Annotated in this window: 22 protein-coding genes; 7 read left to right on the top strand and 15 right to left on the bottom strand. The window is 69.9% G+C overall.

The window, feature by feature from the left end:
• From ACGTNF_RS01905 to ACGTNF_RS01860, 10 genes are all read right to left on the bottom strand, one after another.
• Complete coding sequence (locus tag ACGTNF_RS01905) at positions 1-315, bottom strand: HP0495 family protein (RefSeq protein WP_394600194.1); 315 nt, start codon at positions 313-315, stop codon at positions 1-3.
• Positions 316-386: 71 nt separating this feature from the next.
• Positions 387-1631: a D-alanyl-D-alanine carboxypeptidase family protein gene (locus ACGTNF_RS01900; RefSeq protein WP_394600193.1), complete on the bottom strand. Its 1245-nt coding sequence runs from the start codon at positions 1629-1631 to the stop codon at positions 387-389.
• A gap of 20 nt (positions 1632-1651) precedes the next feature.
• Complete coding sequence (locus ACGTNF_RS01895; RefSeq protein WP_394600192.1) at positions 1652-2542, bottom strand: septal ring lytic transglycosylase RlpA family protein; 891 nt, start codon at positions 2540-2542, stop codon at positions 1652-1654.
• Positions 2539-3603, bottom strand: coding sequence for a lytic murein transglycosylase B (gene mltB / locus ACGTNF_RS01890; protein ID WP_394600191.1), 1065 nt, complete (start codon positions 3601-3603; stop codon positions 2539-2541). Before mltB ends, ACGTNF_RS01895 begins: the two co-directional genes overlap by 4 nt.
• Positions 3604-3639: 36 nt before the next feature.
• On the bottom strand, positions 3640-4797 hold the full coding sequence (gene rodA, locus ACGTNF_RS01885; protein WP_394600534.1) for a rod shape-determining protein RodA: 1158 nt from the start codon (positions 4795-4797) through the stop codon (positions 3640-3642).
• Positions 4797-6710, bottom strand: coding sequence for a penicillin-binding protein 2 (mrdA, locus tag ACGTNF_RS01880; RefSeq protein WP_394600190.1), 1914 nt, complete (start codon positions 6708-6710; stop codon positions 4797-4799). Before mrdA ends, rodA begins: the two co-directional genes overlap by 1 nt.
• 21 nt (positions 6711-6731) lie before the next feature.
• A complete protein-coding gene (gene rlmH, locus ACGTNF_RS01875; protein ID WP_394600189.1) occupies positions 6732-7199 on the bottom strand; it encodes a 23S rRNA (pseudouridine(1915)-N(3))-methyltransferase RlmH in 468 nt (155 codons plus the stop codon).
• Positions 7196-7570, bottom strand: a complete 375-nt coding sequence (gene rsfS / locus ACGTNF_RS01870) for a ribosome silencing factor (protein WP_016854557.1) — start codon at positions 7568-7570, stop codon at positions 7196-7198. The genes rlmH and rsfS overlap by 4 nt, the downstream gene beginning before the upstream one ends.
• 120 nt (positions 7571-7690) lie before the next feature.
• Positions 7691-8317, bottom strand: coding sequence for a nicotinate-nucleotide adenylyltransferase (nadD, locus tag ACGTNF_RS01865; protein WP_394600533.1), 627 nt, complete (start codon positions 8315-8317; stop codon positions 7691-7693).
• A 38-nt stretch (positions 8318-8355) separates the two neighbouring features.
• Positions 8356-9648 carry a glutamate-5-semialdehyde dehydrogenase gene (locus tag ACGTNF_RS01860; protein ID WP_394600532.1) on the bottom strand — a complete coding sequence of 431 codons (1293 nt, stop codon included), beginning with the start codon at positions 9646-9648 and terminating at the stop codon, positions 8356-8358.
• Between the two features lie 90 nt (positions 9649-9738).
• Between ACGTNF_RS01860 and ACGTNF_RS01855 the strand changes: the two genes are divergently transcribed.
• The 3 genes from ACGTNF_RS01855 to ACGTNF_RS01845 are packed head-to-tail and all read left to right on the top strand — an operon-like array spanning position 9739 to position 12968.
• Positions 9739-10608 carry a hypothetical protein gene (locus ACGTNF_RS01855; RefSeq protein WP_394600188.1) on the top strand — a complete coding sequence of 290 codons (870 nt, stop codon included), beginning with the start codon at positions 9739-9741 and terminating at the stop codon, positions 10606-10608.
• The gene (locus ACGTNF_RS01850; RefSeq protein WP_394600186.1) at positions 10601-11536 is read left to right on the top strand and encodes a diguanylate cyclase domain-containing protein; all 936 of its coding nucleotides are present in this window, start codon (positions 10601-10603) and stop codon (positions 11534-11536) included. Before ACGTNF_RS01855 ends, ACGTNF_RS01850 begins: the two co-directional genes overlap by 8 nt.
• A 28-nt stretch (positions 11537-11564) precedes the next feature.
• Positions 11565-12968: a bifunctional DedA family/phosphatase PAP2 family protein gene (locus tag ACGTNF_RS01845; protein WP_394600185.1), complete on the top strand. Its 1404-nt coding sequence runs from the start codon at positions 11565-11567 to the stop codon at positions 12966-12968.
• 178 nt (positions 12969-13146) lie between these two features.
• Here the strand turns inward: ACGTNF_RS01845 and ACGTNF_RS01840 are convergent, their stop codons facing one another.
• The 3 genes from ACGTNF_RS01840 to mpl form a co-directional block, all read right to left on the bottom strand.
• Complete coding sequence (locus ACGTNF_RS01840; RefSeq protein WP_394600184.1) at positions 13147-13770, bottom strand: LysE family translocator; 624 nt, start codon at positions 13768-13770, stop codon at positions 13147-13149.
• Positions 13771-13859: 89 nt separating this feature from the next.
• Positions 13860-14489: a flavin prenyltransferase UbiX gene (locus ACGTNF_RS01835; RefSeq protein ID WP_016854550.1), complete on the bottom strand. Its 630-nt coding sequence runs from the start codon at positions 14487-14489 to the stop codon at positions 13860-13862.
• Positions 14479-15864, bottom strand: a complete 1386-nt coding sequence (gene mpl / locus ACGTNF_RS01830; protein ID WP_394600183.1) for a UDP-N-acetylmuramate:L-alanyl-gamma-D-glutamyl-meso-diaminopimelate ligase — start codon at positions 15862-15864, stop codon at positions 14479-14481. The genes ACGTNF_RS01835 and mpl overlap by 11 nt, the downstream gene beginning before the upstream one ends.
• A gap of 235 nt (positions 15865-16099) precedes the next feature.
• Between mpl and ACGTNF_RS01825 the strand changes: the two genes are divergently transcribed.
• Positions 16100-17359 carry a 6-phosphofructokinase gene (locus ACGTNF_RS01825; RefSeq protein WP_394600181.1) on the top strand — a complete coding sequence of 420 codons (1260 nt, stop codon included), beginning with the start codon at positions 16100-16102 and terminating at the stop codon, positions 17357-17359.
• Between the two features lie 159 nt (positions 17360-17518).
• Here the strand turns inward: ACGTNF_RS01825 and ACGTNF_RS01820 are convergent, their stop codons facing one another.
• Entirely contained in the window at positions 17519-19240 is a 1722-nt protein-coding gene (locus ACGTNF_RS01820) for a bifunctional protein-serine/threonine kinase/phosphatase (RefSeq protein WP_394600179.1), read from the bottom strand.
• A gap of 241 nt (positions 19241-19481) precedes the next feature.
• On the opposite strand from ACGTNF_RS01820, the gene ppa reads away from it, so the two are divergent.
• Positions 19482-20012, top strand: a complete 531-nt coding sequence (ppa, locus tag ACGTNF_RS01815; protein WP_016854546.1) for an inorganic diphosphatase — start codon at positions 19482-19484, stop codon at positions 20010-20012.
• 138 nt (positions 20013-20150) lie between these two features.
• Here ppa and ACGTNF_RS01810 read toward each other — a convergent pair whose 3' ends face one another.
• Positions 20151-21497 carry a DUF2333 family protein gene (locus tag ACGTNF_RS01810; protein WP_394600178.1) on the bottom strand — a complete coding sequence of 449 codons (1347 nt, stop codon included), beginning with the start codon at positions 21495-21497 and terminating at the stop codon, positions 20151-20153.
• Between the two features lie 251 nt (positions 21498-21748).
• Here ACGTNF_RS01810 and dsbD point away from each other — a divergent pair, with 251 nt between their 5' ends.
• Positions 21749-23635, top strand: coding sequence for a protein-disulfide reductase DsbD (gene dsbD / locus ACGTNF_RS01805; RefSeq protein WP_394600177.1), 1887 nt, complete (start codon positions 21749-21751; stop codon positions 23633-23635).
• A 185-nt stretch (positions 23636-23820) separates the two neighbouring features.
• A complete protein-coding gene (gene accB / locus ACGTNF_RS01800) occupies positions 23821-24291 on the top strand; it encodes an acetyl-CoA carboxylase biotin carboxyl carrier protein (RefSeq protein WP_394600531.1) in 471 nt (156 codons plus the stop codon).
• The last annotated feature ends 13 nt before the right edge of the window (positions 24292-24304 follow it).

Here is a 24304-nt window from a genome sequence, read left to right as displayed (position 1 = left end):
TCATAGCACCATGTGCACGCGCTCGCAGGCCTTGAGCTCGGCGAACAGCGCCTGGAGCTGGGCCTCGCCGGTGGCGCGCAGGGTGATGCGCACCGAGACGAAACGCCCGTTGCGGCTCGGCACGACCTGGATGGCGTTGGCATCGAATTCGGGATCGTGGCGGGTCACCACCTGGCACACCAACGCGGTGAAGTCCTCGGCGGCATCGCCCACGACCTTGACCGGATAGTCGCAGGGGAATTCGATCTTGGGGGGCTCGCCGCCGGAGGCGGTGGTGCTGGGCTGGCGCAGGTCGCGCAGGGTCTTGTTGCTCATCCGTCAACCGTCTGAAAGCGTGTCGACCCTTTATTCTACGCGACCCGCGCCCGCCCACCAAGGTGACCCGCTCAGTCGAAGAAGCCGCCCACCAGATTGATGAAGAAACGCTGCACCTTGTCGAAGATGCGCTTGAAGAAGCCGCCCTCCTCGACCGGCTCCAGCGCCAGCAGCGGGCGCTGCCCCACCACCTCGTCGCCGAGGCGCACTTCCATGGTGCCCACCTGCTCGCCGGCGGCGATCGGGGCGGTGATATCGGAGCGGATATCCAGCTTGGCGGTCAGCTCCTGGTCGCGGTTGCGCGGCACGGTCATGAAGACGTCCTCGTCCACGCCGACCTTGAGCGCGTTGCGATCGCCGCCCCACACCCGCGGGGTGTTGAGCACGGCGCCCTGGTCATAGAGCTTGAGGGTCTCGAAGTAGCGGAAGCCGTAGCTGAGCAGCTTCTGGGACTCCTGGGCCCGGGCCTCCTTGGAGTCGGTGCCCATCACCACCGAGATCAGACGCATGTCGTCGCGCTCGGCGGACGCCACCAGGCAGTAGCCGGCGGCTTCGGTCCAGCCGGTCTTGAGGCCGTCGACGCTGGCATCCCGCCACAGCAGCAGGTTGCGGTTCGGCTGCTCGATCCCGCCGTAGGTGAAGTGCTTCTGCTCGTACATCCGGTAGTGATCCGGATAGTCGTTGATGATGTGCTGGGCCAGGATCGACAGGTCGCGCGCCGAGGAATAGTGGTTGTCGTGCGGCAGGCCGGTCGGATTCTCGTAGTGGGTGTTGGTCATGCCCAGCTGCGCGGCGTGCTGGTTCATGAGATCGGCGAAGGGCTCGGTGCCCCCGGCCAGATACTCGGCCATGGCCACGCTGGCATCGTTGCCGGAGACGATGACGATGCCGTGCAGGAGCTCGCTGACCGGCACCTGGTCGCCGACCTCGACGAACATCTTGGAGCCACCGGTACGCCAGGCCTTCTCGCTGATCGGCACCAGGTCGTTCGGCGAGATGTTGCCGGTCTCCAGCTCACGCTCGACCAGGTAGGCGGTCATCAGCTTGGTCAGGCTGGCCGGAGGCAGCCGCTGGTCGGGGTTGTGCTGCGCCAGCACCCGGCCGCTGTCGGCATCCATCAGAATCCAGGAGCTGGCCGCCAGCCGCGGCGGCGACGGAATCACCGTGCGCGGAATCGCGGCGGTGGTATCGGGCTGGGGCACCTGCGCCAGCAGCGGCGAGGATACCAGCGACAGACAGATCAACAGTAACGGCAGCAGCCGGCGTAGCGTGGTGGTGCTCAGGGGTTTCATGAAGGACAGTCTCTTCGGGAACATCGGGAAGATTCGGGGCCGACTCAGTCGGCCCTGGTATCGACGACAAAGGCTTCGTCGAAACCGGCCCGGCGCAACTCGCCGCGCACCGGGTCGATCTGGGCTCGGCCGGCCAGCGGGCCGACCTGAACGCGATGCAGGCCGGCGTCGGACGCCACCCGCACCGGGCGTGAGAGCGCGTCCTGCAGCCTCGCCTTGAGCGCATCGGCCCCTGCGACAGAACCCAGCGCCGCCACCTGCAGGTAGACGGCGCCCTCCGGCGCCGCCCCCGCGCCGTCGCTGGCGGCCACGGGCCGGGCGCGGGCATCATCGTCGGCGCCGCCATGCTGCGCCTGCCAGTCGGCGGGATCGATCGCCTCGACCTTCACCCGGCCGGTGCCGTGATCGAGGATGTCGAGGCGCGCCGCCGCGGCGTAGGAGAGATCGATCTCGCGCTCGCTGTGGAAGGGCCCGCGGTCGTTGACGCGCACGATCACCGAGCGGCCGTTGTCGAGATTGGTGACCCGGGCGAAGCTCGGCAGCGGCAGCGAGCGATGAGCGGCGCTCATCTTGTACATGTCGTAGATCTCGCCGTTGGACGTGGCATAGCCCTGGAACTTCTCGCCGTACCAGGACGCGGTGCCGCGGCGCTCGTAGCCGGTGGCGTCATCCAGCACGTGATAGGTCTTGCCCCACACCTCGTAGGTCGAGCGGTTGCCGGCGCGCGAGCGCGGCTCGATGCGCGGCACCGCATCCGGCACCTGGCTGACGTCGGGCGGCTCCTCGGGATAGGCGTCGCTGCTCATGGCGTAGCGCCCGCCGCCGCTCGAATCATCGTCGTCGACGCCGGCGGACGACACGGGGGCCGTGCCACCGCCGCCGGCACAGCCGGCCAGGACGAGCGTGGCCAGCAGCGGGATCCACCAGGCTCTCATGGGCGTTCCTCCGGGTCGGCGGCGGTCGCGGTGAACCAGTCGGCCTGGCGACCCTCGGCCTCGGCGATGGCCTCGGCCAGCTCGGTCACGGCCATGGCGTAGAGATAGCTGTGGTTGTAGCGGGTGATGACATAGAAGTTGTCGCGCCCGAAGCGGTAGCGCAGGCTGCCGTCTTCCAGCTCCAGCGCCAGCGGCACCACCTCGGTGTCGGCGGCAAGCCCGGCCTCGCTGTCGATGCCCACCGCGGCCAGCTCGCCCACGGTGGTGCTCGGCGGCCGCGCGGCATTGAAGGTGATGCCGTCAGGCAGCGCGCTCGGCCCCTCGGCCTCGTGATAGATCGGCGCCCCCGGCTGCCAGCGGTGCTCGGCGAAGTAGTTGGCGATGCTGCCGATGGCGTCCACGGGATCGGTCCAGAGGTTGCGATGACCGTCGTCGTCGAAGTCCACCGCGTAGGCGCGATAGCTGGTCGGGATGAACTGCGGATAGCCCATGGCACCGGCGTAGGAGCCCTCGATGCTCTCCGGTGCCACCTCCTGGCGGTAGGCGATCTCGAGGAAGGCGGCGAGCTCGCCGCGGAAGAAGTCACCGCGCCGAGGATGGTTGAAGGCCAGGGTCGACAGCGAATCGAGCACCCGATGATCGCCGGTAATCCTGCCGTAGCGGGTCTCGACGCCGAGGATGGCGGCGACGATCTCCGGCGGCACGCCGTACTCGGCCTCGGCACGCTCGAAGGCCTCGCGATGGGCGTCGATGAAGTCGACGCCCTGCTGGATGCGCTCCTCGCCGAGGAAGATATCGCGGTAGTCGTGCCACACCAGGCGGTGCTCGGCGGCACCGGACATGGCGTCGAGCACCTCCTCGCGGAACTCGGCGCGGCCCATGGCCTGCACGAGCCAGCCGCGGTCGACGCCGCGCTCGGCGACCTCGTCCACCAGCGCCCGGACCTTGCCCTGCCCGGGGTCGAAATCCGCCGCCGAAACGCCGGCGGACAGCCCCGCCAGCAGGCCGCCGAGGGCCAGGCCCAACCAGCGGCGTCCGTGTCGCGACATCGTCACCGTCATGCTGCTCTCCCTGAGTCGATCGGCCCGCTCGCCGCGCTAGCGCGGCAGCAGGCGGCGGTGCGAATGAATGGCCATGAGAATACCGAAACCGGCCAGCAAGGTCACGCTGGAGGTCCCGCCGTAGCTGACCAGCGGCAGCGGCACCCCGACCACCGGCAGAATGCCACTGACCATGCCGATGTTGACGAACACATAGATGAAGAAGGTCAGGATGATGCTGCCCGCCAGCAGCCGCCCGAAGGACTCCTGCGCGGCGCCGGCGAGCCACAGTCCGCGGCACACGATCAGCAGGTACAGCAGCAGGAAGACCAGCATGCCGATCATGCCGAACTCCTCGCCAAGCACCGCGACGATGAAGTCGGTATGGCTCTCGGGCAGGAACTCCAGCTGCGACTGGGTGCCGTGCAGCCAGCCCTTGCCCCACAGCCCGCCGCTGCCGATGGCGGTGGTCGACTGGATGATGTTCCAGCCGGCGCCGAGCGGATCGCTCTCCGGGTCGAGGAAGGTCAGCACCCGCTGTCGCTGGTAGTCGTGCATGCTCATCCACAGCAGCGGCAGCGCCGCAGCGGCCAGCGCCCCCAGCAGCCCGATGATGCGCCAGGACAGCCCGGCCAGCAGGATCACGAACACCGCCGCCATGGCCACCAGCAGCGAGGTGCCGAGGTCGGGCTGGCGGGCGATCAGCAGCACCGGCGCGCCGATCAGCAGCGCGCAGACCAGCAGGTCCTGCCAGCGCGGTGGCAGCTCGCGGCGGCTCAGCCAGGCGGCCACCATCATCGGTACCGCCAGCTTCATCATCTCGGAGGGCTGGAAGCGCACCACACCGGGAATCACCAGCCAGCGCTGGGCGCCCATGCCCATGTCGCCCATGATCTCCACCGCGATCAGCATCATCATGCCCGCCAGATAGGCCGGCAGCGCCCAGCGCAGCAACGTGGCGGGCGTGAACTGGGCGATGATCACCATGCCCGCCAGGGCGACGCCGAAGCGGATCGCCTGGGCGGTGACCAGCTGCATGCCCTGGCCGCCGGCGCTGTAGAGCACCACCAGGCCGGCCGACATCAGCGTCAGCAGCAGCCCGAGCAGCCAGGGATCCAGGTGAATGCGCTCCCAAAGACTGCGCTTGCGGGACATGCCGCTCGCGGTCTGCTTGACCGGATACGGGCGTCGAAGCAGGACGTCGACCATGGCCATCATGCCTCTCCCTCGGCGCCGTCCGCCTCGCCGGTCTCGTCGGCCGCCGCTTCCGGCGGGAGCTCGCCGTGATCGCGCTCGAGCATCCAGTAGTCGGTCATGGCGCGGGCCGGTGCCGCGGCGTGGCTGCTGCCGCCGCCGGCGTTCTCGATGATCACCGACACCGCGATCTGCGGGTCCTCCACCGGCGCGAAGGCCATGAACAGGGCGTGGTCGCGCAGCCGCTCCTTGAGCTCGTTGGCGTTGTAGCGCTGATCCTGCCCCAGCGAGAACACCTGGGCGGTACCGGACTTGCCGGCCATGCGATATTCGAGCCCGGCCCCGGCGCGCCGAGCGGTGCCTTCGTTGCCGGACAGCACCTGCTCCATGCCGGAGATGACGTCTTCCCACCACTCGGTACGCTCGAGCTCGACATCCGGCGGCGTGTCGGGCAGCTCGAGCAGCATCGGCTCGTCGCCGGTCTCGTGAACCAGGCGCGGCTTGACCCAGTGGCCGCGGTTGGCCAGCGTCGCGGTGGCCGAGGCCAGCTGCAGAGGCGTGATCTGCAGATAGCCCTGGCCGATGCCCACCGACAGCGTCTCGCCGGGGTACCAGGGCTGGTCGAAGCGCGCCCGCTTCCAGTCCCGCGACGGCAAAAGCCCCGTGCTCTGACCGTAGACGTCGGCGGCCACCCGGGTGCCGAAGCCGAACTGGGTCAGGCTGTCGTGGATGCGGTCGATGCCCAGCTCATGGGCCAGGGAATAGAAATAGGTGTTGTTGGAGACCTCGAGCGCGCGCTCGAGATCCACCCGCCCGTGCCCCCAGCGCAGCCAGTTGCGATAGCGGCGCGAATCGTTGGGCAGCTGGTAGTAGCCGGGATCATAGATCACCTCGTCGGGGGTGATCTCGCCGTTGCGCAGCCCGGTGATGGCCATGAACGGCTTGATGGTGGAACCCGCGGGATAGCTGCCGCGGATGGCGCGGTTGAACAGCGGCAGGTCGATGTCCTGCTGCAGCGCGCGATAGGACGACACGTCGATGCCGGTCACGAACTGGTTGGTGTCGAAGCCGGGCACCGAGGCCATGGCCAGGATCTCGCCGGTCTGCGGCGCGATCGCCACGATGGCGCCGCGGCGGCCGTCGAGCAGGTCCACGGCGAGGTGCTGCAGCCCCTTGTCCAGGGTCAGCGTCAGGTTCTCGCCGGGCACCGGGTCGGTGTGGCCGAGCTCGCGCAGCACTCGGCCACGGGCGTTGGTCTCGACCTTGCGCAGCCCGGCCTGGCCGTGCAGCGTGTCCTCGTAGAAGCGCTCGACGCCGGTCTTGCCGATGAAGTGGGTGCCGGCGTAGTTGCCGCCGTCGACCCGCTGCAGCTCCTCGGTGTTGATCCGGCCGACATAGCCGAGCACGTGCGACATGGCCTCGGCGTCCGGGTAGTAACGCAGCAGCTGGGCCTCGACCTCGACCCCGGGCAGCCGGTGGCGATTGACCGCCAGCCGGGCGATCTGCGCCTCGTCGAGATCGCTCATCAAAAGCGCCGGCTGATAGGGGCGCTGGCGCTGGCGCGAGCGCTCGCGGAAGGCCTCGACCTGATCCGCGGGCAGGTCGAGCAGATCGACCAGCAGCGCCAGGGTCTGGTCCAGATCGTCGACCCGCTCGCGCACCAGGGTCAGATTGTAGGTGGGCCGGTTCTCGGCCAGCAGCTCGCCGTTGCGGTCGTAGATCAGCCCGCGGGTCGGCGGCAGCGGCTCGACCCGTACGCGGTTCTTCTCCGAACGGGTGCTGTACTTCTCGTGCTGGACGACCTGCAGGTAGAACAGGCGCCCGGCCAGCAGGCCGCTGAGCGCCAGCACGATCACCACCGCCAGCAACGAGCGCAGGCGGAAGATCCGCAGTTCGTGTTCGGGGTTCTTCAGGGTGTCACGTGGCTGACGCATGCTTGGCGAAGACCTCGAGCCTCAGCGATGGTAGGGATGGCCGACCATCAGGGTCCAGGCCCGATAGAGCTGCTCGGCCAGCAGGATGCGCACCAGCGGATGCGGCAGGGTCAGCGGCGACAGCGACCAGCGCTGGTCGGCACTGGCGGACAGCGCCGGGTCGAGCCCGTCGGGACCGCCCACCAGCAGCACCACGTCACGCCCGCCGAGGCGCCAGTCCTCGGCCTGGCGAGCGAGCTGCTCGGTGCTCCAGGTCTTGCCGCCCACCTCGAGGGCCACCAGATGCTCGTCGCCCTTCAGCCGGGCGCGCAGGCGCTCGGATTCCTGGGCGATGGCGCGGCGGGTATCGGCGTTCTTGCCGCGCGCTCCGGGCGCGATCTCCTCGACCTCGAGGACGAAGTCCCGGGGCAGGCGCTTGCGGTACTCCTCGACGCCCCTGGTCACCCAGTCGGGCATCTTGGTACCGACGGCCAGCAGTCGTACCTTCATGAAGCGCCGTGGGCCCGCTCTTCTTCCTCCAGCGCCTGGCCGTCGCTCGGCAGGTCGGCCCACAGGCGTTCCAGATCATAGAGTGCCCGGGTCTCGGGCATCATCAGATGCACCACCATGTCGCCGAGGTCGACCAGCACCCAGTCGGCACCGCTCTCGCCCTCGACGCCCAGCGGCGTCACGCCCTCTTCCTTCACGGTCTGGATCAGCTTGTTGGACAGCGCCGCCAGGTGGCGGTTGGAGGTACCGCTGGCGACCACCATCAGGTCGGTCACGCTGGTCAGGGAGGAAACGTCGATGACGGTGATGTCCTGAGCCTTGAGCTCCTCCAGTGCGTTGAGCACCAGCGTCTTGAGTGCGTCGATGTGCATACCCTTCGTATCAGCCCCTCTAGGCAAAAATGATCACGCCACCATTGTACCGGCTCGGGCCCGGCCTGGCAGCGCCCGATGGCGGCTCGACCACGTTTTTTTGTGCCGGGCCGCCAGCGGCTAGCGACGATAGAGTCCCGCGGAGAGAATTCGTTCCTCGACCGCCTCGGGCAGCAGATAGCGCACGCTGAGCCCCTCGGCCAGACGCCGACGCAGCTCGGTGGCCGAGATCGCCATCCGCGACGGCAGCCGCAGGCGCAGCAGTCCGCCGCACGGCGAGGCCATCAGCGCCTCGGCATCATCGACCTCGCGGCCGTCGATCAGCGAGGCGAGCGCCTCGGGCAGCGCATCGTCGTGATCCGGGCGATCCACCACCACCAGATGCGCCAGCGCGAACAGACGCTCGGGCGCACGCCAGTCGGCCAGCCGCAGGAAGGCATCGTGGCCCAGCGCCATGACCAGCCGCGCCTCGGGCCCATAGTCGCGACGCAGCGTGGCCAGGGTATCGGCGCTGTAGGACGGCCCCTCGCGCTCGAGCTCGCGCGGATCGGCGACAAGCCCCGGGGTGTCGCCGATGCCCAGGCGCAGCAGCGCCAGGCGCTCTTCGGGGGTGATGTGCGGCTGTCCGCGCAGCGGCGGCTGGGCCGCGGGAATCATGTGCACCCGATCGAGCCCCAGCGCCTCGTGCAGCTCCACGGCGCTGCGCAGATGGCCAAGATGGACGGGGTCGAAGGTCCCGCCCAGCATGGCGACACGCGGGGCGCACTCGTTCACCGGCCCCACGCTCACTGTCGGATCTGGCCGTCGCCGAGCACCACGTACTTGCGCGTGGTCAGGCCCTCGAGGCCCACCGGGCCGCGCACGTGCAGGCGATCGGTGGAGATGCCGATCTCCGCGCCCAGGCCGTACTCGAAGCCGTCGGCGAAGCGGGTGGAGGCGTTGACCATCACCGAACTGGAGTCGACCTCGGCCAGGAAGCGCCGCGCCAGGGTGTAGTTCTCGGTGACGATGGCATCGGTGTGCCGCGAGCTGTAGCGCTCGATGTGGGCCATGGCATCATCGATGCCGTCGACCACGCGGATCGCCAGCACCGGCGCCAGGTACTCGGCCGCCCAGTCGTCCTCGGTGGCCGGGGCGACGTCGGCGAGGATCGCCCGGGTGCGCTCGCAGCCGCGCAGCTCGACGCCGTGCTCGGCGTAGGCCGCGGCCAGCGCGGGCAGCAGGTCTTCGGCCACCGGGGCGTCGACCAGCAGGGTCTCCATGGTATTGCAGGTGCCGTAGCGCTGGGTCTTGGCATTGACGGCGATGGCCAGTGCCTTGTCGCGATCCGCGGTGGCGTCGAGATAGACGTGGCAGACCCCGTCCAGGTGCTTGATCACCGGCACCCGCGCGTCGCGGGAGATGCGCTCGATCAGCGACTTGCCGCCGCGCGGGATGATCACGTCGACGTACTCCGGCATGTCGATCAGCCGGCCGACCGCGGCGCGGTCGGTGGTCGCCACCACCTGTACCGCCGCCTCGGGCAGCCCGGCACGCTCGAGGCCCTCGCGGATGCAGGCCGCGATGGCGGCGTTGGACTCGCGCGCCTCGGAGCCGCCGCGCAGGATCGCCGCATTGCCCGACTTGAGACACAGGCTCGCGGCTTCCATGGTGACGTTGGGCCGCGATTCGTAGATGATACCGATCACGCCCAGCGGCACGCGCATGTGGCCGACCTGGATGCCGCTCGGGCGAGCGTTGAGGCCGTCGATCTCGCCGACCGGATCGGGCAGCGCCGCGACCTGGTGCAGACCCTCGATCATGGCGTCGAAGCGCGCCTCGTTCAGCGCCAGGCGGTCGAGCAGCGCGGCATCGAGGCCGTCCTCGCGACCGCGCTCCAGGTCGCGCGCGTTGGCCGCCAGCACCGTATCGCGGGACTCGCCCAGCCGCTCGGCCATGGCCTTCAGGGCGGCGTTCTTGGATGCGGCGTCGGCGCGGCGCAGACGCGCGACGGCGTCACGCGCCTGCTGCCCCAGCTGCTGCATGTAGGCATCGACGTCGGCGATGGCGTCATCGGAGTGGGAGGCGTGAGCTGTCATGCCGTAGAGTGTCTCCAGGAAATCGGTGCGGGGCATCAGGCCACGCCCCAGGCTCGTGTCGAATCGGGAAGGAGCCCATACTAAGTCACCATGCAGAGCAAGTACAAAGTCGGGCTGATGCGCGCCAACCTGCTGATCGCCGCCGGCCTCACGAGCTTCCTGGCCGCCACCGCCGAGACCCTGCCGGACGCCCTGCTGCTGGGCCTCGCCGCGCTGTGGCTGGCGGTGACGACCACGCAGATGGCCCACCGCCATCGCCATCCGGCCACCGTGCCCTGGCAGCTGATGCCGGGCCTGCTGCTGGCCGCCATGCTGTGGGTCACGCCGGAGCGGCATCTGACCTGGCTGTGGGCCTGGGCCATCCTGCTGATGCTGCCCCAGCCGCGCTGGATGCTGCTGTTCAACGCCGCACTCGCCGCCACCAGCTGGTGGCACCTGCAGCCGCTGCTGGGCCTCGAGCAGTGGGCGCTGGCCGGCCTGCTGCTGGTCGGCCTGATGCTGTTGGGGCTCGCGCGCTCGCTGGGGCTCCAGGCCCTGCGACGCCGCATCCGCCACCGCGCCCGACTGTCGCCGGACCTGCCCCTGTGGCCGAGCCAGTGCCTGCGCCACGACATTCAGCGCGAGCGCCAGCGTGCCCGCCTCGAGAACAGCCATGTGGAACTGCTGCTGCTCTATACCGGCCGCCGGCAGCTGTGGTCGCTGGCCGACCGGCTGTGCCGGGAACTGCGGCCGTTCGAGAACGGCTATCGCCTGGACCGGCGCACCCTCGGGCTGCTGCTGGTCCATCGCGATGCCGACCAGGCCGCCGAACGCCGCCAGGCCCTGCTGGCGCCGCTGGACGACTCGGTGCGGGCCCGGGTCGTCACCCTGCCCCGCCTCGGCTCGCTGACCCGGGAGCGTCGTGCGCTGAAGCGCCAGACCCGTGGCGTCGAGGTGCGGGAGGTCGCCCATCATGACTGAGTCGAATACCCCCCGCCCTCGCCTGTTCCTCATGGTGCTCGGCACCGCCACCCTGCTGCTGCTCGGCCAGGCGCTGTGGTTCTATCTGATGGGCCACTACGTGCGCATCCTGCTGCCGGCCCTGCTGGCGCCGGTGATGGCGCTGGCCGCACTGCTGGCCGCCGCCGGCAAGACGCCCTCGCGGGCCTCGGCCTATCTCGCGCTGATCTGCGGCTTCCTGCTGATCGCCGTCGAGCTGCCCAGCCAGAGCGGGCATCCGGCGCTGTGGATCGGCCTGCCGCCGATCCTGACCCTGGTGCTGCTGCCGCTGGGGCCCGCGATCTTCCTCAACCTGGCGCTGACGCCGATCTGGCTGGCCCTGCTCGGCGACGGCCAGGCCGACGCCGATCTCGCCGCGGCCTATCTGGCGCTGGTCGCCGTGGCCACCCTGGCGCTGTGGGACCGCCTGCGCCAGCGCAGCCTGCTGCAGGCCACCGACCCGCTGGAGCAGGAATGCCGCGCCCTGACCCGCACGCACCTGCATGAGCGGCTGATCGGCGAGTTCGAGCGCGCCCGCCTGCTCGAGCGACCCATGGCGGTGCTGCTGATCCATCTGCCCCAGCTCGACATGACCCGCGAGCAGTTTGGCGATGACACCCGGCGCGCCATGCTGACGGCGTTCTGCCAGGGCGTGCTGCGCGACTGCCGCGACCTCGACTCGCTCGGCCGCGAGGACGAGACCGCCTTCTGGCTGATCCTCCCCGACACCACCGAGAGCGGCGCCCTGCTGGTGCGCCAGCGCTTGCAGCAGGCCCTGGAGCAGATCGTGCTGGTGGACACCGGGCCGCTGGAAGTGCGCCTGCGCCTGGAGACTCCTCGCGCCGGCGAGGCCAGCCCGGCCTTCCTGACCCGCCTGCAGGCCATGACCCAGGCCCTGGCCGCCGGCTAGCGCCCACCCATCGATCAAGGAGGGAACCTTGAATCTCGTCGACCTGCTGCAGCAGCTGACGCCATCACCGGCCATGCTGCTGCTGTTGACCGCTCTCATCGCCATGGTGGAGTCGCTGGCCCTGGTCGGCCTGCTGGTGCCCGGCGTGGTACTGATCACCGCCGTCGCCTCCATGGCCGGCCACCAGGAGCTGGCCGTGGCCGCGATGATCGCCGCCGCCTTCATCGGCGCCGTGATCGGCGACGGCCTGAGCTTCTGGCTCGGCCATACCCAGCGCGAACGCGTCACCGGCATGTGGCCGCTGTCCCGCTACCCCGAATGGATCGCCCAGGGCGCGCGCTTCTTCCACCGCCACGGCGCGCTGTCGGTCTTCTTCGGCCGCTTCGTCGGACCGGTGCGTCCGGTGATACCGATGATCGCCGGCATGATGCACATGCCGCCGCGGCGTTTCACCCTGGCCAACCTGGCCTCGGCGGCGCTGTGGGCACCGGCCTACGTGCTGCCCGGCTACCTGCTGGGGCGCACCTGGCAGCGCCTGCCCGGCGTGCCCGAGGCCCTGGAACCCTGGCTGGTGGGTCTCGGCGCCGTGGTGGTGGCCCTGGCGCTGATCTTTTCCTGGCTGCGCCACCAGACCCATCACGACGGCCTGATCTACCGGGCCATGATCGACCTGCTGCGTCGCCACCCCCGCGGCCGCCGGCTGTGGCGGGCGCTGGGCCGGGCCCGGGGCCGCGAGGCGCCGCTGGGCACCTGGCTGCTGCTGCTGACCTCGCTCACCGCGCTCTCGGCCTGGACCCTGGTGGTGCTGCATCACGGCGGCCCGCTGCCCATGGATCAGCGGCTCGACGGCCTGATGGACGAACTGGCGCCCCCCTGGCTGGCGACCTTCGCCGACACCCTGGCACGGCTCGGCGATCTCTACGGCGTGATCGCCCTGGTGCTGCCCTGGGGGCTGTGGTGGTTGCTGCGAGGACGGCTCGACGCCTTCGCTCATCTGGTCGGCGGGCTGGTCGGCATCGCCGCCCTGAACACGCTGAGCAAGGCGCTGATTGGCCGCGTGCGGCCGGACACGCCGCTGCATCTGGCGGACTCGTTCTCCTATCCCAGCGCCCATACCTCCACCGCGGTGGTGCTCTACGGCCTGGCCGCGGCCTTCATCGCCCGCGAGCTGCCGCTGGCGCGACGCTTCTGGGCCTACTGGGGCGCCATCGCCATCATCGTGCCCATGGCGCTGTCGCGGCTGGTGCTGGGCGTCCACTGGCTGAGCGATCTGATCGGCGGCACCCTGCTGGGGCTGGTGGTCTGCACGCTGGTGCAACTGGCCTGGCAGCGCCGGGCCCACCGCACCCTGCGCCCCACCCCCTGGCTGACACTGGGCGCGGCATCGCTGGCGCTGGCCGCCGCACGCGTCGCCTGGCTGGGGCCGGCGTAGGGGCAAGCGGCAGCGTGAAACCGCCCGAAGCAAAAGAAAACCCGAAGGCCATGGCCTGCGGGTTTTCTTTTAGCTCGGCGCTTTTAGCTCGGCGCTTTTAGCTCGGCGCTTTTAGCTCGGCGCTTTTAGCTCGGCGCTTTTAGCTCGGCGCTCGGCGCTCGGCGCTAGGCGCTAAGCGCTAGCCCAGAATCAGCCAGGCCCCGACGCCGATCATCAGCGTGCCGGCCAGGCGGTTGAGCAGGCGCACCTTGTCGGCCTGGCCCAGCAGATGGCGAAGGGTCTGGCCGCCGGTGGCGTAGGCCAGCAGCGCGCCGAACTCGATGGTCAGGATGATCGCCACCAGCGCCACCAGCTGGGCGGCGAGCGGCCGCGAGGCATCGAGAAACGGCGGCAGCAGGGCGACGAAGAAGGCCCAGCCCTTGGGATTGGCCACCGCGGTGACGAAGCCCTGCATGGCCAGCTCCCGACGCCCGGCGCGCCCCTGGCTCTCGAGGTCGTCGGGAATCGCCATGCGACCGCGGGAGCGCCACATCATCACGCCGAGATAGGCCAGGTAGGCGCCACCCACCCACTTGAACACCGCGAACAGCGTCGGCTGGCGCAGCATCAGCGTGGCCACGCCGGCGCCGGCCGCCACGGCCACCAGCCCCACGCCGACGAGCTCGCCGATCATCATCCACAGGGTGCGTCGCACGCCCTGGGTCATGCCCAGCACCATGGCCAGGGTCATGCACATGCCCGGCGTCAGCGACACCAGCAGGAAGGTCGGCACGAACACCGACAGCACAGACAGCGTGATCACGGGAAGCACATCCTTGTGGTCGCGACCCGCTCAGCGTGGCGGGTCGGCATGACGGCGGCGTGAACGGGCGCTCCGTGGCCCGGGCCACCCTATTCGCCCCAGCGGGGCATCAGGCGATGCTCGATGCCGAGCTGGTTGAGAATGCGCGCGACGATGAAGTCGATCAGGTCCTCGACCGAGGCCGGCCGATGGTAGAAGCCCGGCGCCGCCGGCATCACCACCGCGCCTAGACGGGTGAGGTTCAGCATGTGCTCGAGGTGGATCGCCGACAGCGGCGTCTCGCGCGGCACCAGGATCAGCTGACGGCGCTCCTTCAGGGCCACGTCGGCGGCGCGCTCGATCAGGTTGTTGCTGGCGCCGCAGGCCACCGCCGAGAGCGTGCCCGTGGAGCAGGGGCAGATCACCATCGCCGAGCTGGCGCCGGAGCCGGAGGCCACCGGCGCCATCCAGTCCTCGCGGCCGAAGCAGCGGATCTGGCCCGGTGCGGCGCCGGCGCGCTCGGTGAGCGCCTCGGCCAGCCGTTCGGGGCGCGCCGGCAGGTCGCCGTCGGTCTCGGTGGCGATCACCAGGTGCGCGGCCTTGGAGATCATCACCCAGACCTCGCGCTCGGCCGCCACCAGCGCCTCGATCAGGCGCAGCCCGTACTGGGCGCCGGAGGCCCCGGTCAGCGCCACGGTGACCGGGGCGCCGAAGCGCTCGCTGCCGTGCTCAACCGCCATGGGCCACCTCCAGCGCCGCCAGCAGCTTCTCGTGGATGCCGCCGAAGCCGCCGTTGGACATCACCACCAGCCGGTCGCCCGGCCGCGCCTCGGCCACCAGCGCCGCCACCAGGCCGTCCAGGTCGTCATACACGCCGCCGGGCCGGCCGCTGGCCTCGACCACCGGCGCCAGGGTCCAGTCGAGCCCCGCCGGCTGGTACCAGTAGGCGGCATCGGCGTCGGCCACGCTGCCGGCCAGGCGCTCGCGCAGGGTGCCGAGGCGCATGGTGTTCGAGCGCGGCTCGATCACCGCCAGCAGCCGCCCTTCCCGGGCGGACGCGCGCAGCCCGCCGAGGGTCGCGGCGATGGCGGTGGGATGGTGGGCGAAGTCGTCGATCACCTGGATGCCGGCCACCTCGCCGCGCACCTCCTGGCGCCGCCGCGGGGTGGCGAAGCGGGCGAGCGCCTCGGCGCCGTCGGCGAGCGACACGCCGCAGGCGTGGGCCGCGGCCAGCGCGGCCACGGCGTTGCGGGCGTTGTAGGCGCCGGTCAGCGACCAGTCGACCACCGCGGCTTCCTCGCCGCCGTCATCGCGGCGATGCACGACCCGGAAACGGCTGGCGTCGTCGCGCTCGAGGGCCAGGCGCCAGGCGCTGTCCGCCGCGCTGCCGAAGCGCTCCACCGGCGTCCAGCGGCCCTGCTCGAGCACGCGCTGAAGCGCCGGCTCGCCGTCGGCCACCAGCAGCCGCCCCTTGCCCGGCACGGTGCGCACCAGGTGGTGAAACTGGCGCTCGATGGCGGCCAGGTCGGGAAAAATGTCGGCGTGGTCGAACTCCAGGTTGCCCAGCACCGCGATCTCGGGGCGGTAGTGCACGAACTTGGAGCGCTTGTCGAAGAAGGCGGTGTCGTACTCGTCGGCCTCGACCACGAAGGGCGCCTCGGCATCGCCCAGCCGCGCCGAGACGCCGAAGTTGCGCGGCACGCCGCCGATCAGGAACCCCGGCGCCTGGCCCGCGGCCTCCAGCAGCCAGGCGGTCAGGCTGGCGGTGGTGGTCTTGCCGTGGGTGCCGGCCACGGCGATCACCCGCCGACCGGGCAGCACGTGCTCGGCCAGCCACTGGGGGCCGGAGACATAGGGCAGGCCGCGGTCGAGCACCGCCTCCACCTCGGGATTGCCCCGCGAGAGGGCGTTGCCGATCACCACCAGGTCCGGCGCCGGCTCGAGATTCTGCGCCGAGAAGCCCTCGCTCAGGACGATGCCCGCCTGCTCGAGCTGGGTGCTCATCGGGGGGTAGACGCCGGCGTCCGATCCGCTGACCCGATAACCGGCCCCCCGGGCCAGCAGCGCCAGGCTGCCCATGAAGGTGCCGCAGATACCGAGGATATGAAGGTGCATGCAAACTCCGCTGCCGAAAGCCTGTCTGCCGGCGGGCCGGCGAAAAGCGGCAGCCTAGCATGGCGCCTGCGACCGCTCCAGCACACGCCGACGCGTGTCAGGCGTCGCGCGTCGCCGACAGGGTGCAGCACCCCGAGTGATGGGCTAGAATCGCGACTTTTCGGGACGAAGCCGGGAAGCGCTCGCCGAGCCACGGCCGCCCTTCCCTTGACGCGACCAGCAACAGGATAGCTCCATGGCCCAGCACAACGCCTTCTACGCCCAGTCCGGCGGCGTCACCGCCGTGATCAACGCCAGTGCCTGTGGCGTCATCGAGGCCTGCCGCCGCCACTCCGACCAGATCGGCAAGGTCTATGCCGGCCACAACGGCATCATCGGCGCCCTCACCGAAGACCTGATCGACGTCAGTGAGGAGAGCGACGAGGCGATCGCCGCCCTGCGCCACACCCCGGCCGGCGCCTTCGGCTCCTGTCGCTACAAGCTCAAGGACATCGAGACCCATCGCGCCCAGTACGAGCGGCTGATCGAGGTCTTCAAGGCCCACGACATCCGCTACTTCTTCTACAACGGCGGCGGCGACAGCGCCGACACCTGCCTCAAGGTCTCCCAGCTGTCCGAGAAGATGGGCTATCCGCTGACCGCCATCCACGTGCCGAAGACCGTGGACAACGACCTGCCGATCACCGACAACTCCCCCGGCTTCGGCAGCGTGGCCAAGTACATCGCCACCTCCACCCTGGAGACCTCGCTGGACATCGCCTCCATGTGCGCCACCTCCACCAAGGTGTTCGTGCTCGAGGTGATGGGCCGCCACGCCGGCTGGATCGCCGCCGCCGGCGCCCTGGCCGGCGAGAAGGAAGGCGACGCGCCGCACCTGGTCATCTTCCCCGAGGTCGCCTTCGACCGCGCCGCGGTGATGGCCCGGGTCGAGCAGTCGGTCAAGGACTACGGCTACTGCGTGATCGTGGTCTCCGAGGGCGCCCGCTACGAGGACGGCACCTTCCTGGCCGACTCCGGCAACACCGACGCCTTCGGCCACCGCCAGCTGGGCGGCGTGGCACCGACCCTGGCCGGCATGGTCAAGCAGGATCTGGGCTACAAGTACCACTGGGCCGTGGCCGACTACCTGCAGCGCTCCGCCCGCCACCTGGCCTCCAAGACCGACGTGGAGCAGGCCTACGCGGTGGGCGAGAAGGCCGTCGAGCTGGCCATCGCCGGCGACAACGCCAAGATGCCGGCCATCAAGCGCACCGGAGACGCCCCCTACGCCTGGACCGTCGAGGCCGCGCCGCTGGCCGAGGTAGCCAATCGCGAGAAGTTCATGCCCCGCGAGTTCATCAGCGAGAACGGCTTCGGCATCACCGAGGAATGCCGCCGCTACCTCTCGCCGCTGATCCAGGGCGAGGACTTCCCCCCGTTCGAGAATGGCCTGCCCAAGGTCGCGCGCCTGGCCAAGCATCGCGTCGAGCGCAAGCTGCCAGAATTCAGCATCTAAGCGGCAAGCTGCAGGTCAACAGCCTGAAATCGCTGCGAGAAACAGAAAACCCCGAAGGCAAAACCTTCGGGGTTTTCTTGTAGCTCGGCGCTTGTAGCTCGGCGCTTGTAGCTCGGCGCTTGTAGCTCGGCGCCACAGGGGGTTACCCCGCGTCGATGCCTATCTGAGGAACCAGCTCAGCACCAGCAGCACCAGCAGTGCGGCGGCGACGGCCTGCCAGAAGCCCGTCGCCCCGCCCCGCTTCGGCGGCGCCTCGCTCGGCACCGGCGGCGTCGGCGCCTTCAGGGCATGCAGGAATTCGGACAGGCGCCGGAAACGAAGCGCCCGCTGGGGCGTCAGGGCGCGCTTCAGCGCCTCGTCGAGGGCCTCCGGCACCTCCGGGTTGAGCGTCCGGGCGCTGCGGTAGTGCATGCGTTCCAGGTCGGTGTGGCGCAACAGGTCCTTCACCGGCACCTCAAAGGGCAAGGCGCCGGTCAGCAGCCAATAGACGGTGGACGCCAGCGAGTACTGGTCGCTGCGACGGCCGACCTCGTCGTCCATGGCGTACTCCGGCGCGCTGTGCTCGGTGAGCCCCACCTGGCGCAACAGCCCGCGGGAGCGACGGTGGCCATCGACGTCGCGCAGGTGACAGGCGCTGAAGTCGGTCAGCACCACCTGGCCGTGGCGGTCGACCAGCACGTTCTCGGGGTGAATCTGCTGGTGTATCAGGTCGCGGCGATGCAGCGCCTGCACCGCCTTGCCCAGCTGGGTGGCGATGTCGAGCCGCTGTCCCAGGCTCGCCCGGGGATGATGCCGCGCCCACTCCTCCAGCGTCATGCCTTCCACGTAGGCCATCAGGTAATAGAGGAAGCGCCGCGGCCGCGAGGGCGTTATGACCCGCACCACGAAAGGCGAGCGCACCCGCTCGACGATCCACTGCTGCAGCAGGAAGTGCTCCAGGTAGGCGTTGCGGCTGGAGAGCTCCGGGCTCGGCGCCTTCATCACCATCTCGCGCTCGGTGTGGGTATCGCGCACCCGGTAGACCCGCGACTGGGCGGTGCGCGACAGCACCTCCTGCACCTCGAGCCCGTCCAGCCGTTCACCCACCGCCAGCTCCGGCGGAATCGGCAGCTCGCCGTAGGAGCGGTCCGGCTGGTCGCGCTGCTCCTCGGGCAGCGCATCGATGCGCACCAGCTGGAAGCAGAACGGATCGCCGCCGTAGCCGCGGGCGCTGGCGCGCTCGCTGGCGGTCTGGGCCAGGCGTTCGCAGGCCGCGTGCAGGTCGCTGGCGTCCTGGCGAATCAGCTGCACATAGTCCGAGGGCATCAGGGTGCCCTGCACCGCCTGGGTGGTGAACAGGAAGATGTCGCCCTGCTTGAGCGGCAGCTCCACGTAGTCGATGTCGAGGCTCGCATCCATGCCCAGCGCCCGTGAGGGATAGCGATAGCCGCCGAGATCGGTGACGTGGTCGCGACTGAGCTGTTCGAACTCGGCCCCACGCAGGCAAAAGACCAGCGTATCGCCCATGTGGAAGAGATGCGCCACCTGGCCCTGGTAGACCATCGCCGACATCGAGCTCACGTAGCCGCCGTCACGCACCTGACGGCTCTGGCCATAGCACCAGCTGTTCAGGGCATGCAGCACCCGGTGCGCCGAAAGCTTGGCGCCCCAGTGCTCGGGCGTCGAATAGAAGTCGGCCAGAAAGCCCTGCACGCTGAGATCGCCGGCCTGCTTGGCCAGCGGATTGCGCGAGGTCGAGTCGGTGATCAGCGCCGTCGCGCCCTTGCCCGTCAGCAGCGCCGTCTCGTCGGGCACGCAGACCGACATCGAGCTGCGATGCCGGCCTCGGTCCGGCACCACGAAGGCCTGGCCGAAACTCAATGACAGTTGCGCGGATGCCACGACGATCTCCTTGTATGTCAGCGACTTCGAGACCGCGAGGCCCCTTTCCATCGCCGCCCATGATACACGCCCACCCCCGTGCCTGGCTCTCCCCCCATGGTCGGCGTCCTCGCGGCACGCGAACGACCTAGGTCGGGTTGGTAATCGCCGGGGCGGCCTCGTATAATTCGGCGGATTTTCAACCGACGGCCACCCGCCAGGGTCATACGCCCAGGGCCACAAGCCAGAGAAGGACGCGCTCATGAACTTCGACAACATCCCCGCCGGCAAGGACCTGCCCAACGACCTCTACGTCGCCATCGAGATCCCGGCCAACCACGCCCCGGTCAAGTACGAGATCGACAAGGACATGGGCGCCCTGCTGGTCGACCGCTTCATGGCCACCCCGATGTTCTACCCGGCCAACTACGGCTTCATCCCGCACACCCTGGCCGACGACGGCGACCCGCTGGACGCCCTGGTCGTGACCCCGTATCCGGTCCAGCCCGGCAGCGTCATCCGTGCGCGCCCGGTCGGCATCCTGAACATGACCGACGAAGCCGGCGAAGACGCCAAGCTGGTCTGCGTGCCGCACGAGAAGCTGTCCAGCCTGTACGATGACGTCCAGGAAGTGACCGACCTGCCGGAACTGCTGCGCCAACAGATCGCCCACTTCTTCGAGAACTACAAGGATCTCGAGAAGGGCAAGTGGGTCAAGGTAGAATCCTGGGAAGGCGTCGAGGCCGCGCGCAAGGCCATCGAGAAGTCCGTCGCCGCCTACAGCAAGGCCTGATCACGACCGTGATCCCGTCCCGCGGAACGCACGCGTCCTGCGAGACATGAGACGAAAAAGGGCCGCCCACCGGGCGGCCCTTTTTAGATAACGTCTGACATGGCGGCATGGCGTCGATCGAGCGACGCCCCGCCCGACTCAGGGCTCCTCGCCATCTTCCGGCACGGCCAGCGCCGCGCCCTCTTCATCGGCCACCTCAGGCGCCGGCGCTTCGGCATTCTCCTCCCCCGCACTTTCTCCAGCGCTTTCCGTCGCGGCAGCGCCCGCGTCTTCCACCCCCTCGGCCCGGGCATCCTGGCCTCCGGCTTCTGAAGAGGGCGCTTCCCCGGCGCTTTCCCCGGCGCCTTCTGCTGCAGCCGCATCGGCGCCGGCCCGATCGACCGACTCGTTCGCGGCGTCATCGCCGCCCGCCGCTTCCGGCGACGCCGCGGCCTCGCCTTCGCTGGATGAGGGCGCGGCGCCAGGCGCTGCCGCGTCGGGCGCGCCAACCTGCGTCGCCACGTCCTCGGAGAGCTCGCGGCTCAGGTCGCGGGCGCGCAGCACGTGGTGCGCCATCACCAGCGAGTGATTGGCGAACAGGCCGAAGCCGGAGCCGTTGAGGATCACCGGGCTCCACAGCCGGCGCTGGCTGAGCTCGAGTTCGGCCAGCAGGGCCTCCCAGCGCATCGCGAGCCCGGCCGCCTCGATCCGCTCGGCCTGATCGCGGCGCACCGCCTCGAGCAGGCGATGCAGGGCCCAGGCCTGGCCTCGGGCCTCGAAGAAGACGCTATCGAGCCGGTACCAGGGCGTCTCCGTGGGCAGCCCTTCGGTGTCGAGATCCAGCCCGGCCAGCGCCTCGGGGCTGCCGACGCTCGCGGATAGGCGCCGCCCCATGTCGTCGAGCCCCCGCGCCACGCCATTCAGCCAGGCGGCGAGGCCCTGGGCGTCGGCGGCGAAGTCGACCTGTCCACCGGCCACCGCCTGACGATAGCCGTCGAGCGCGGCGCGGGCCTGCTCGAGGCGATGCTCGGTGGAGGGATAGAACCAGTCGTCGGCGTCGCCCTCCAGCGCGGTGCGGGCGGCATCCAGCGCCGAAGCATCGCTGCCGGCGATGGTCGGCAGCGACTGGCTCATCCAGCGCGCCTGGTCGAGCACGCCGAGCTCCCAGGCCGGCATGTTGTCCAGCCACAGCCCCGGCGGCGCCAGGTCGTTGCGCAGGTAGCCGCCCGGCTTGTCCAGCAGCGTGGCCACCAGCGTCGACAGACCGTCCACGGTGGCCGTGCCGGAGGCGGGATCGGCGATCGCCACGACATCGTCGGCCGGCACCTGGGACGGGGTCGGCTCGAGAGCCGGCGTGCGGCTCCACCAGACCCCGAGACCAAGCGCCACCACCAGCGCGATGATCAGCGCCGCCAGCAGCGGCTTCCAGATCCAGCCATATTGCGGACGCTCCAGCGCCTCCTTCCTGCGGCGGCGCCGGTCGGCCGCCTGTCGCTTCAATGCCATGATAGAATTTCCCTGACGATGTGGGCCCGGAATCCGCCCGAGCTGCGACGACGCGGCGCATACACCCACGCCCCGCCGCTACGATATCCTGAGCGCGCCGGATGCCGGCTCGGCACTGCACGCCCCCTGCATCAGATCATAGCGGCCAACGCCGCGGAACCCCATGCCCCGCCAAGGGTCACACGCTCGCCGCCGATTCACGGCCTCGGCATTGACGCCACGACACCCGCCTCAAGATCAAGGAACGCCCCGTGCTTCACCTTCGCCGCCTGCCATGCCTGCTCGTCCTGCTGTGGATCCCGCTGCTCGCCCAGGCGCAGTGGTTCGACAACAGCGGCGACGACGGCGATTTCCTGCCCGTCGAGGCGGCCTTCCAGCCCAGCGCCTGGCACGACGGCGAGACGCTTTCGATCGGCGTCGAGAACGCCGAAGGCTACTATCTCTATCGCCATCGCTTCAGCGTCGAGAGCGACACTCCCGGCGTGACCCTCGGCGAGCCTCGGCTGCCGGCCGGCAAGGCCAAGACCGACGAGTTCCTCGGCGACGTACGGGTCTTCTACGACCGCGTCGTGTTCACGGTGCCGATCGAGCACCGGGGCGAGGGAATTCCCGAGGGGCCGTTCGATGTGACCTTCGGCTTCCAGGGCTGTGCCGACGCCGGCCTCTGCTATCCGCCGGAGACGGTGTCGCTGCAGGCGCCCGAGGGCCAGGCACCGGCCGCCTTCGCCGATGCGACCCCCGACGGGCCGGCCGCGACCGACATCGACACCCGGCCCGACAGCACCCCCCGGCCCGCTTCCGGCGCGCCCGCGGCCCCGGTCAGCGAGGATGGCCGCTTCAGCGCCCTGCTCGAGGAGGCCAGCCTGCCGCTGGTGCTGGGCCTGTTCTTCCTCGCCGGCCTGGGGCTGACCTTTACCCCCTGCGTGCTGCCGATGATCCCGATCCTGTCCTCGATCATCGTCGGCCAGCAGCCCCGCCGCCCTCGAGCCTTTGCCCTGTCGCTGTCCTACGTGGCCGGCATGGCGCTGACCTATGCGGTGGTGGGCGTGCTGATGGGCAGCTTCGGCGCCGGGCTGAATCTCCAGGCACGACTGCAGTCGGCCCCGGTGCTGATCGGGTTCGCCGGGCTGTTTACGCTGTTCGCCCTGGCCATGTTCGGCGCCTTCGACCTGCGCCTGTCGTCGCGGCTGTCGGGGCGCATCGAGGCCTGGCAGACCCGCGCCCAGAAGAGCGGCCCGGCCGGCCTGGCACTGGCCGGTGCACTCTCGGTGCTGGTGGTCTCGCCCTGCGTGTCGGCGCCGCTGGCCGGCGCCCTGGTGTTCATCTCATCCACCGGCGATGCGGCGATGGGCGGCATCGCCCTGCTGGCTCTGGCGCTCGGAATGGGCGTGCCGCTGCTGCTGGTCGGCACCTTCGGCCCGACCCTGCTGCCGCGCACCGGCGCCTGGATGAACGGCATCAAGGCCGCCTTCGGCATCCTGCTGCTGGGGGTCGCCGTGTGGCTGATCGAGCGCCTGGTGCCTGGCCCAGTGGCCCTGCTGCTGTGGGCCGCCCTGGCCATCGGCACGGCGCTGACCCTCGGCGCCCTGAGCCTGAACGCGCCCCAGGGCTGGGCGCGCGCCCGCCAGGCGCTGGGCATCCTGCTGCTGGTGTGGGGCGTGACCCTGGTGATCGGCGCCTCCCGCGGCGCCGAGGACCCGCTGCGCCCGCTGGCCCGTCACGGCGCCCCGGCGCCGGCCGAATCCGGCCCCGGCGCCCCCGAGCCGGTGACGGTGGTCACCCGGCTCGACGAGCTGGACGCGGCCCTGGCCGCGGCCGAGCAACCGGTGTTCGTCGACGTCACCGCCGAGTGGTGCATCTCCTGCAAGGTCATGGAGCGCGAGGTCTATCCCGACCCGGCCGTGGTCGCGGCGCTGTCCGGCTTCAAGCGCATCGAGGTCGACGTCACCGAGACCGACGCCGACAGCCGGGCGCTGCTGGAGCACTACGGCCTGTTCGGACCGCCGAGCCTGCTGTTCTTCGACGACGGTCGCGAACTGCGCCAGGCCCGCATCCAGGGCGAGGTCGACGCCGACCAGCTGGCCCGCCATCTGGAGGGCGTAAGCGCCTCGCTCGACGGCGCCGCCGCCGCGGGCTAGGGTTCATTGGCGAACGCCGTTCGGGCCGCTGGACATCGCCCGGGAATTTCGGCAAACTCCGCCCACACCGCTTTTAGAGGCCAATAGAGACGACAAGAGACGAGATCTTGTCGCGATCTATAGCAAGTTAGCCGAGGTTGACTGCGACGGCCGTTATCCCGAACTCACCATTGAGACGACGTCATATGGATATTCGCAAGGTCAAGAAGCTGATCGAGCTGCTGGAAGAGTCGAACATCAGCGAGATCGAGATCCAGGAAGGCGAAGAGTCTGTGCGCATCAGCCGTCACCCGAACGGCACCGCCTACCCGCAGCCGGCCGCTCCCGCCTGGCCTGCTGGCGCTCCGGCTCAGCCCGCCGCCCCGGCACCGCAGGCGCCGGCCGCTGCCGCCGAGCCCGCCGAACAGGGCCCGGCCTACCAGGGCCAGGAAGTCCTGTCGCCGATGGTCGGCACCTTCTACCGCGCCCCGGCCCCGGGCGCCAAACCGTTCGCCGAAGTCGGCCAGAGCGTCAAGAAGGGTGAAACCATCTGCATCGTCGAGGCGATGAAGATGATGAACCAGATCGAGGCCGATCGTGACGGCGTCATCGAAGCCTTCCTGGTCGACGACGGCGAGCCGGTCGAATTCGAGCAGCCGATGGTCGTCATCTCCTGATCCCTTCACCCAC

Origin of the sequence: Halomonas sp. B23F22_10 (genome assembly GCF_043496975.1) — a bacterium.
In the GTDB taxonomy this organism is placed as follows: domain Bacteria; phylum Pseudomonadota; class Gammaproteobacteria; order Pseudomonadales; family Halomonadaceae; genus Halomonas; species Halomonas smyrnensis.
The sequence above is the reverse complement of the archived record's forward strand: the minus strand, read 5'-3'. Positions and strand labels throughout refer to the sequence as shown.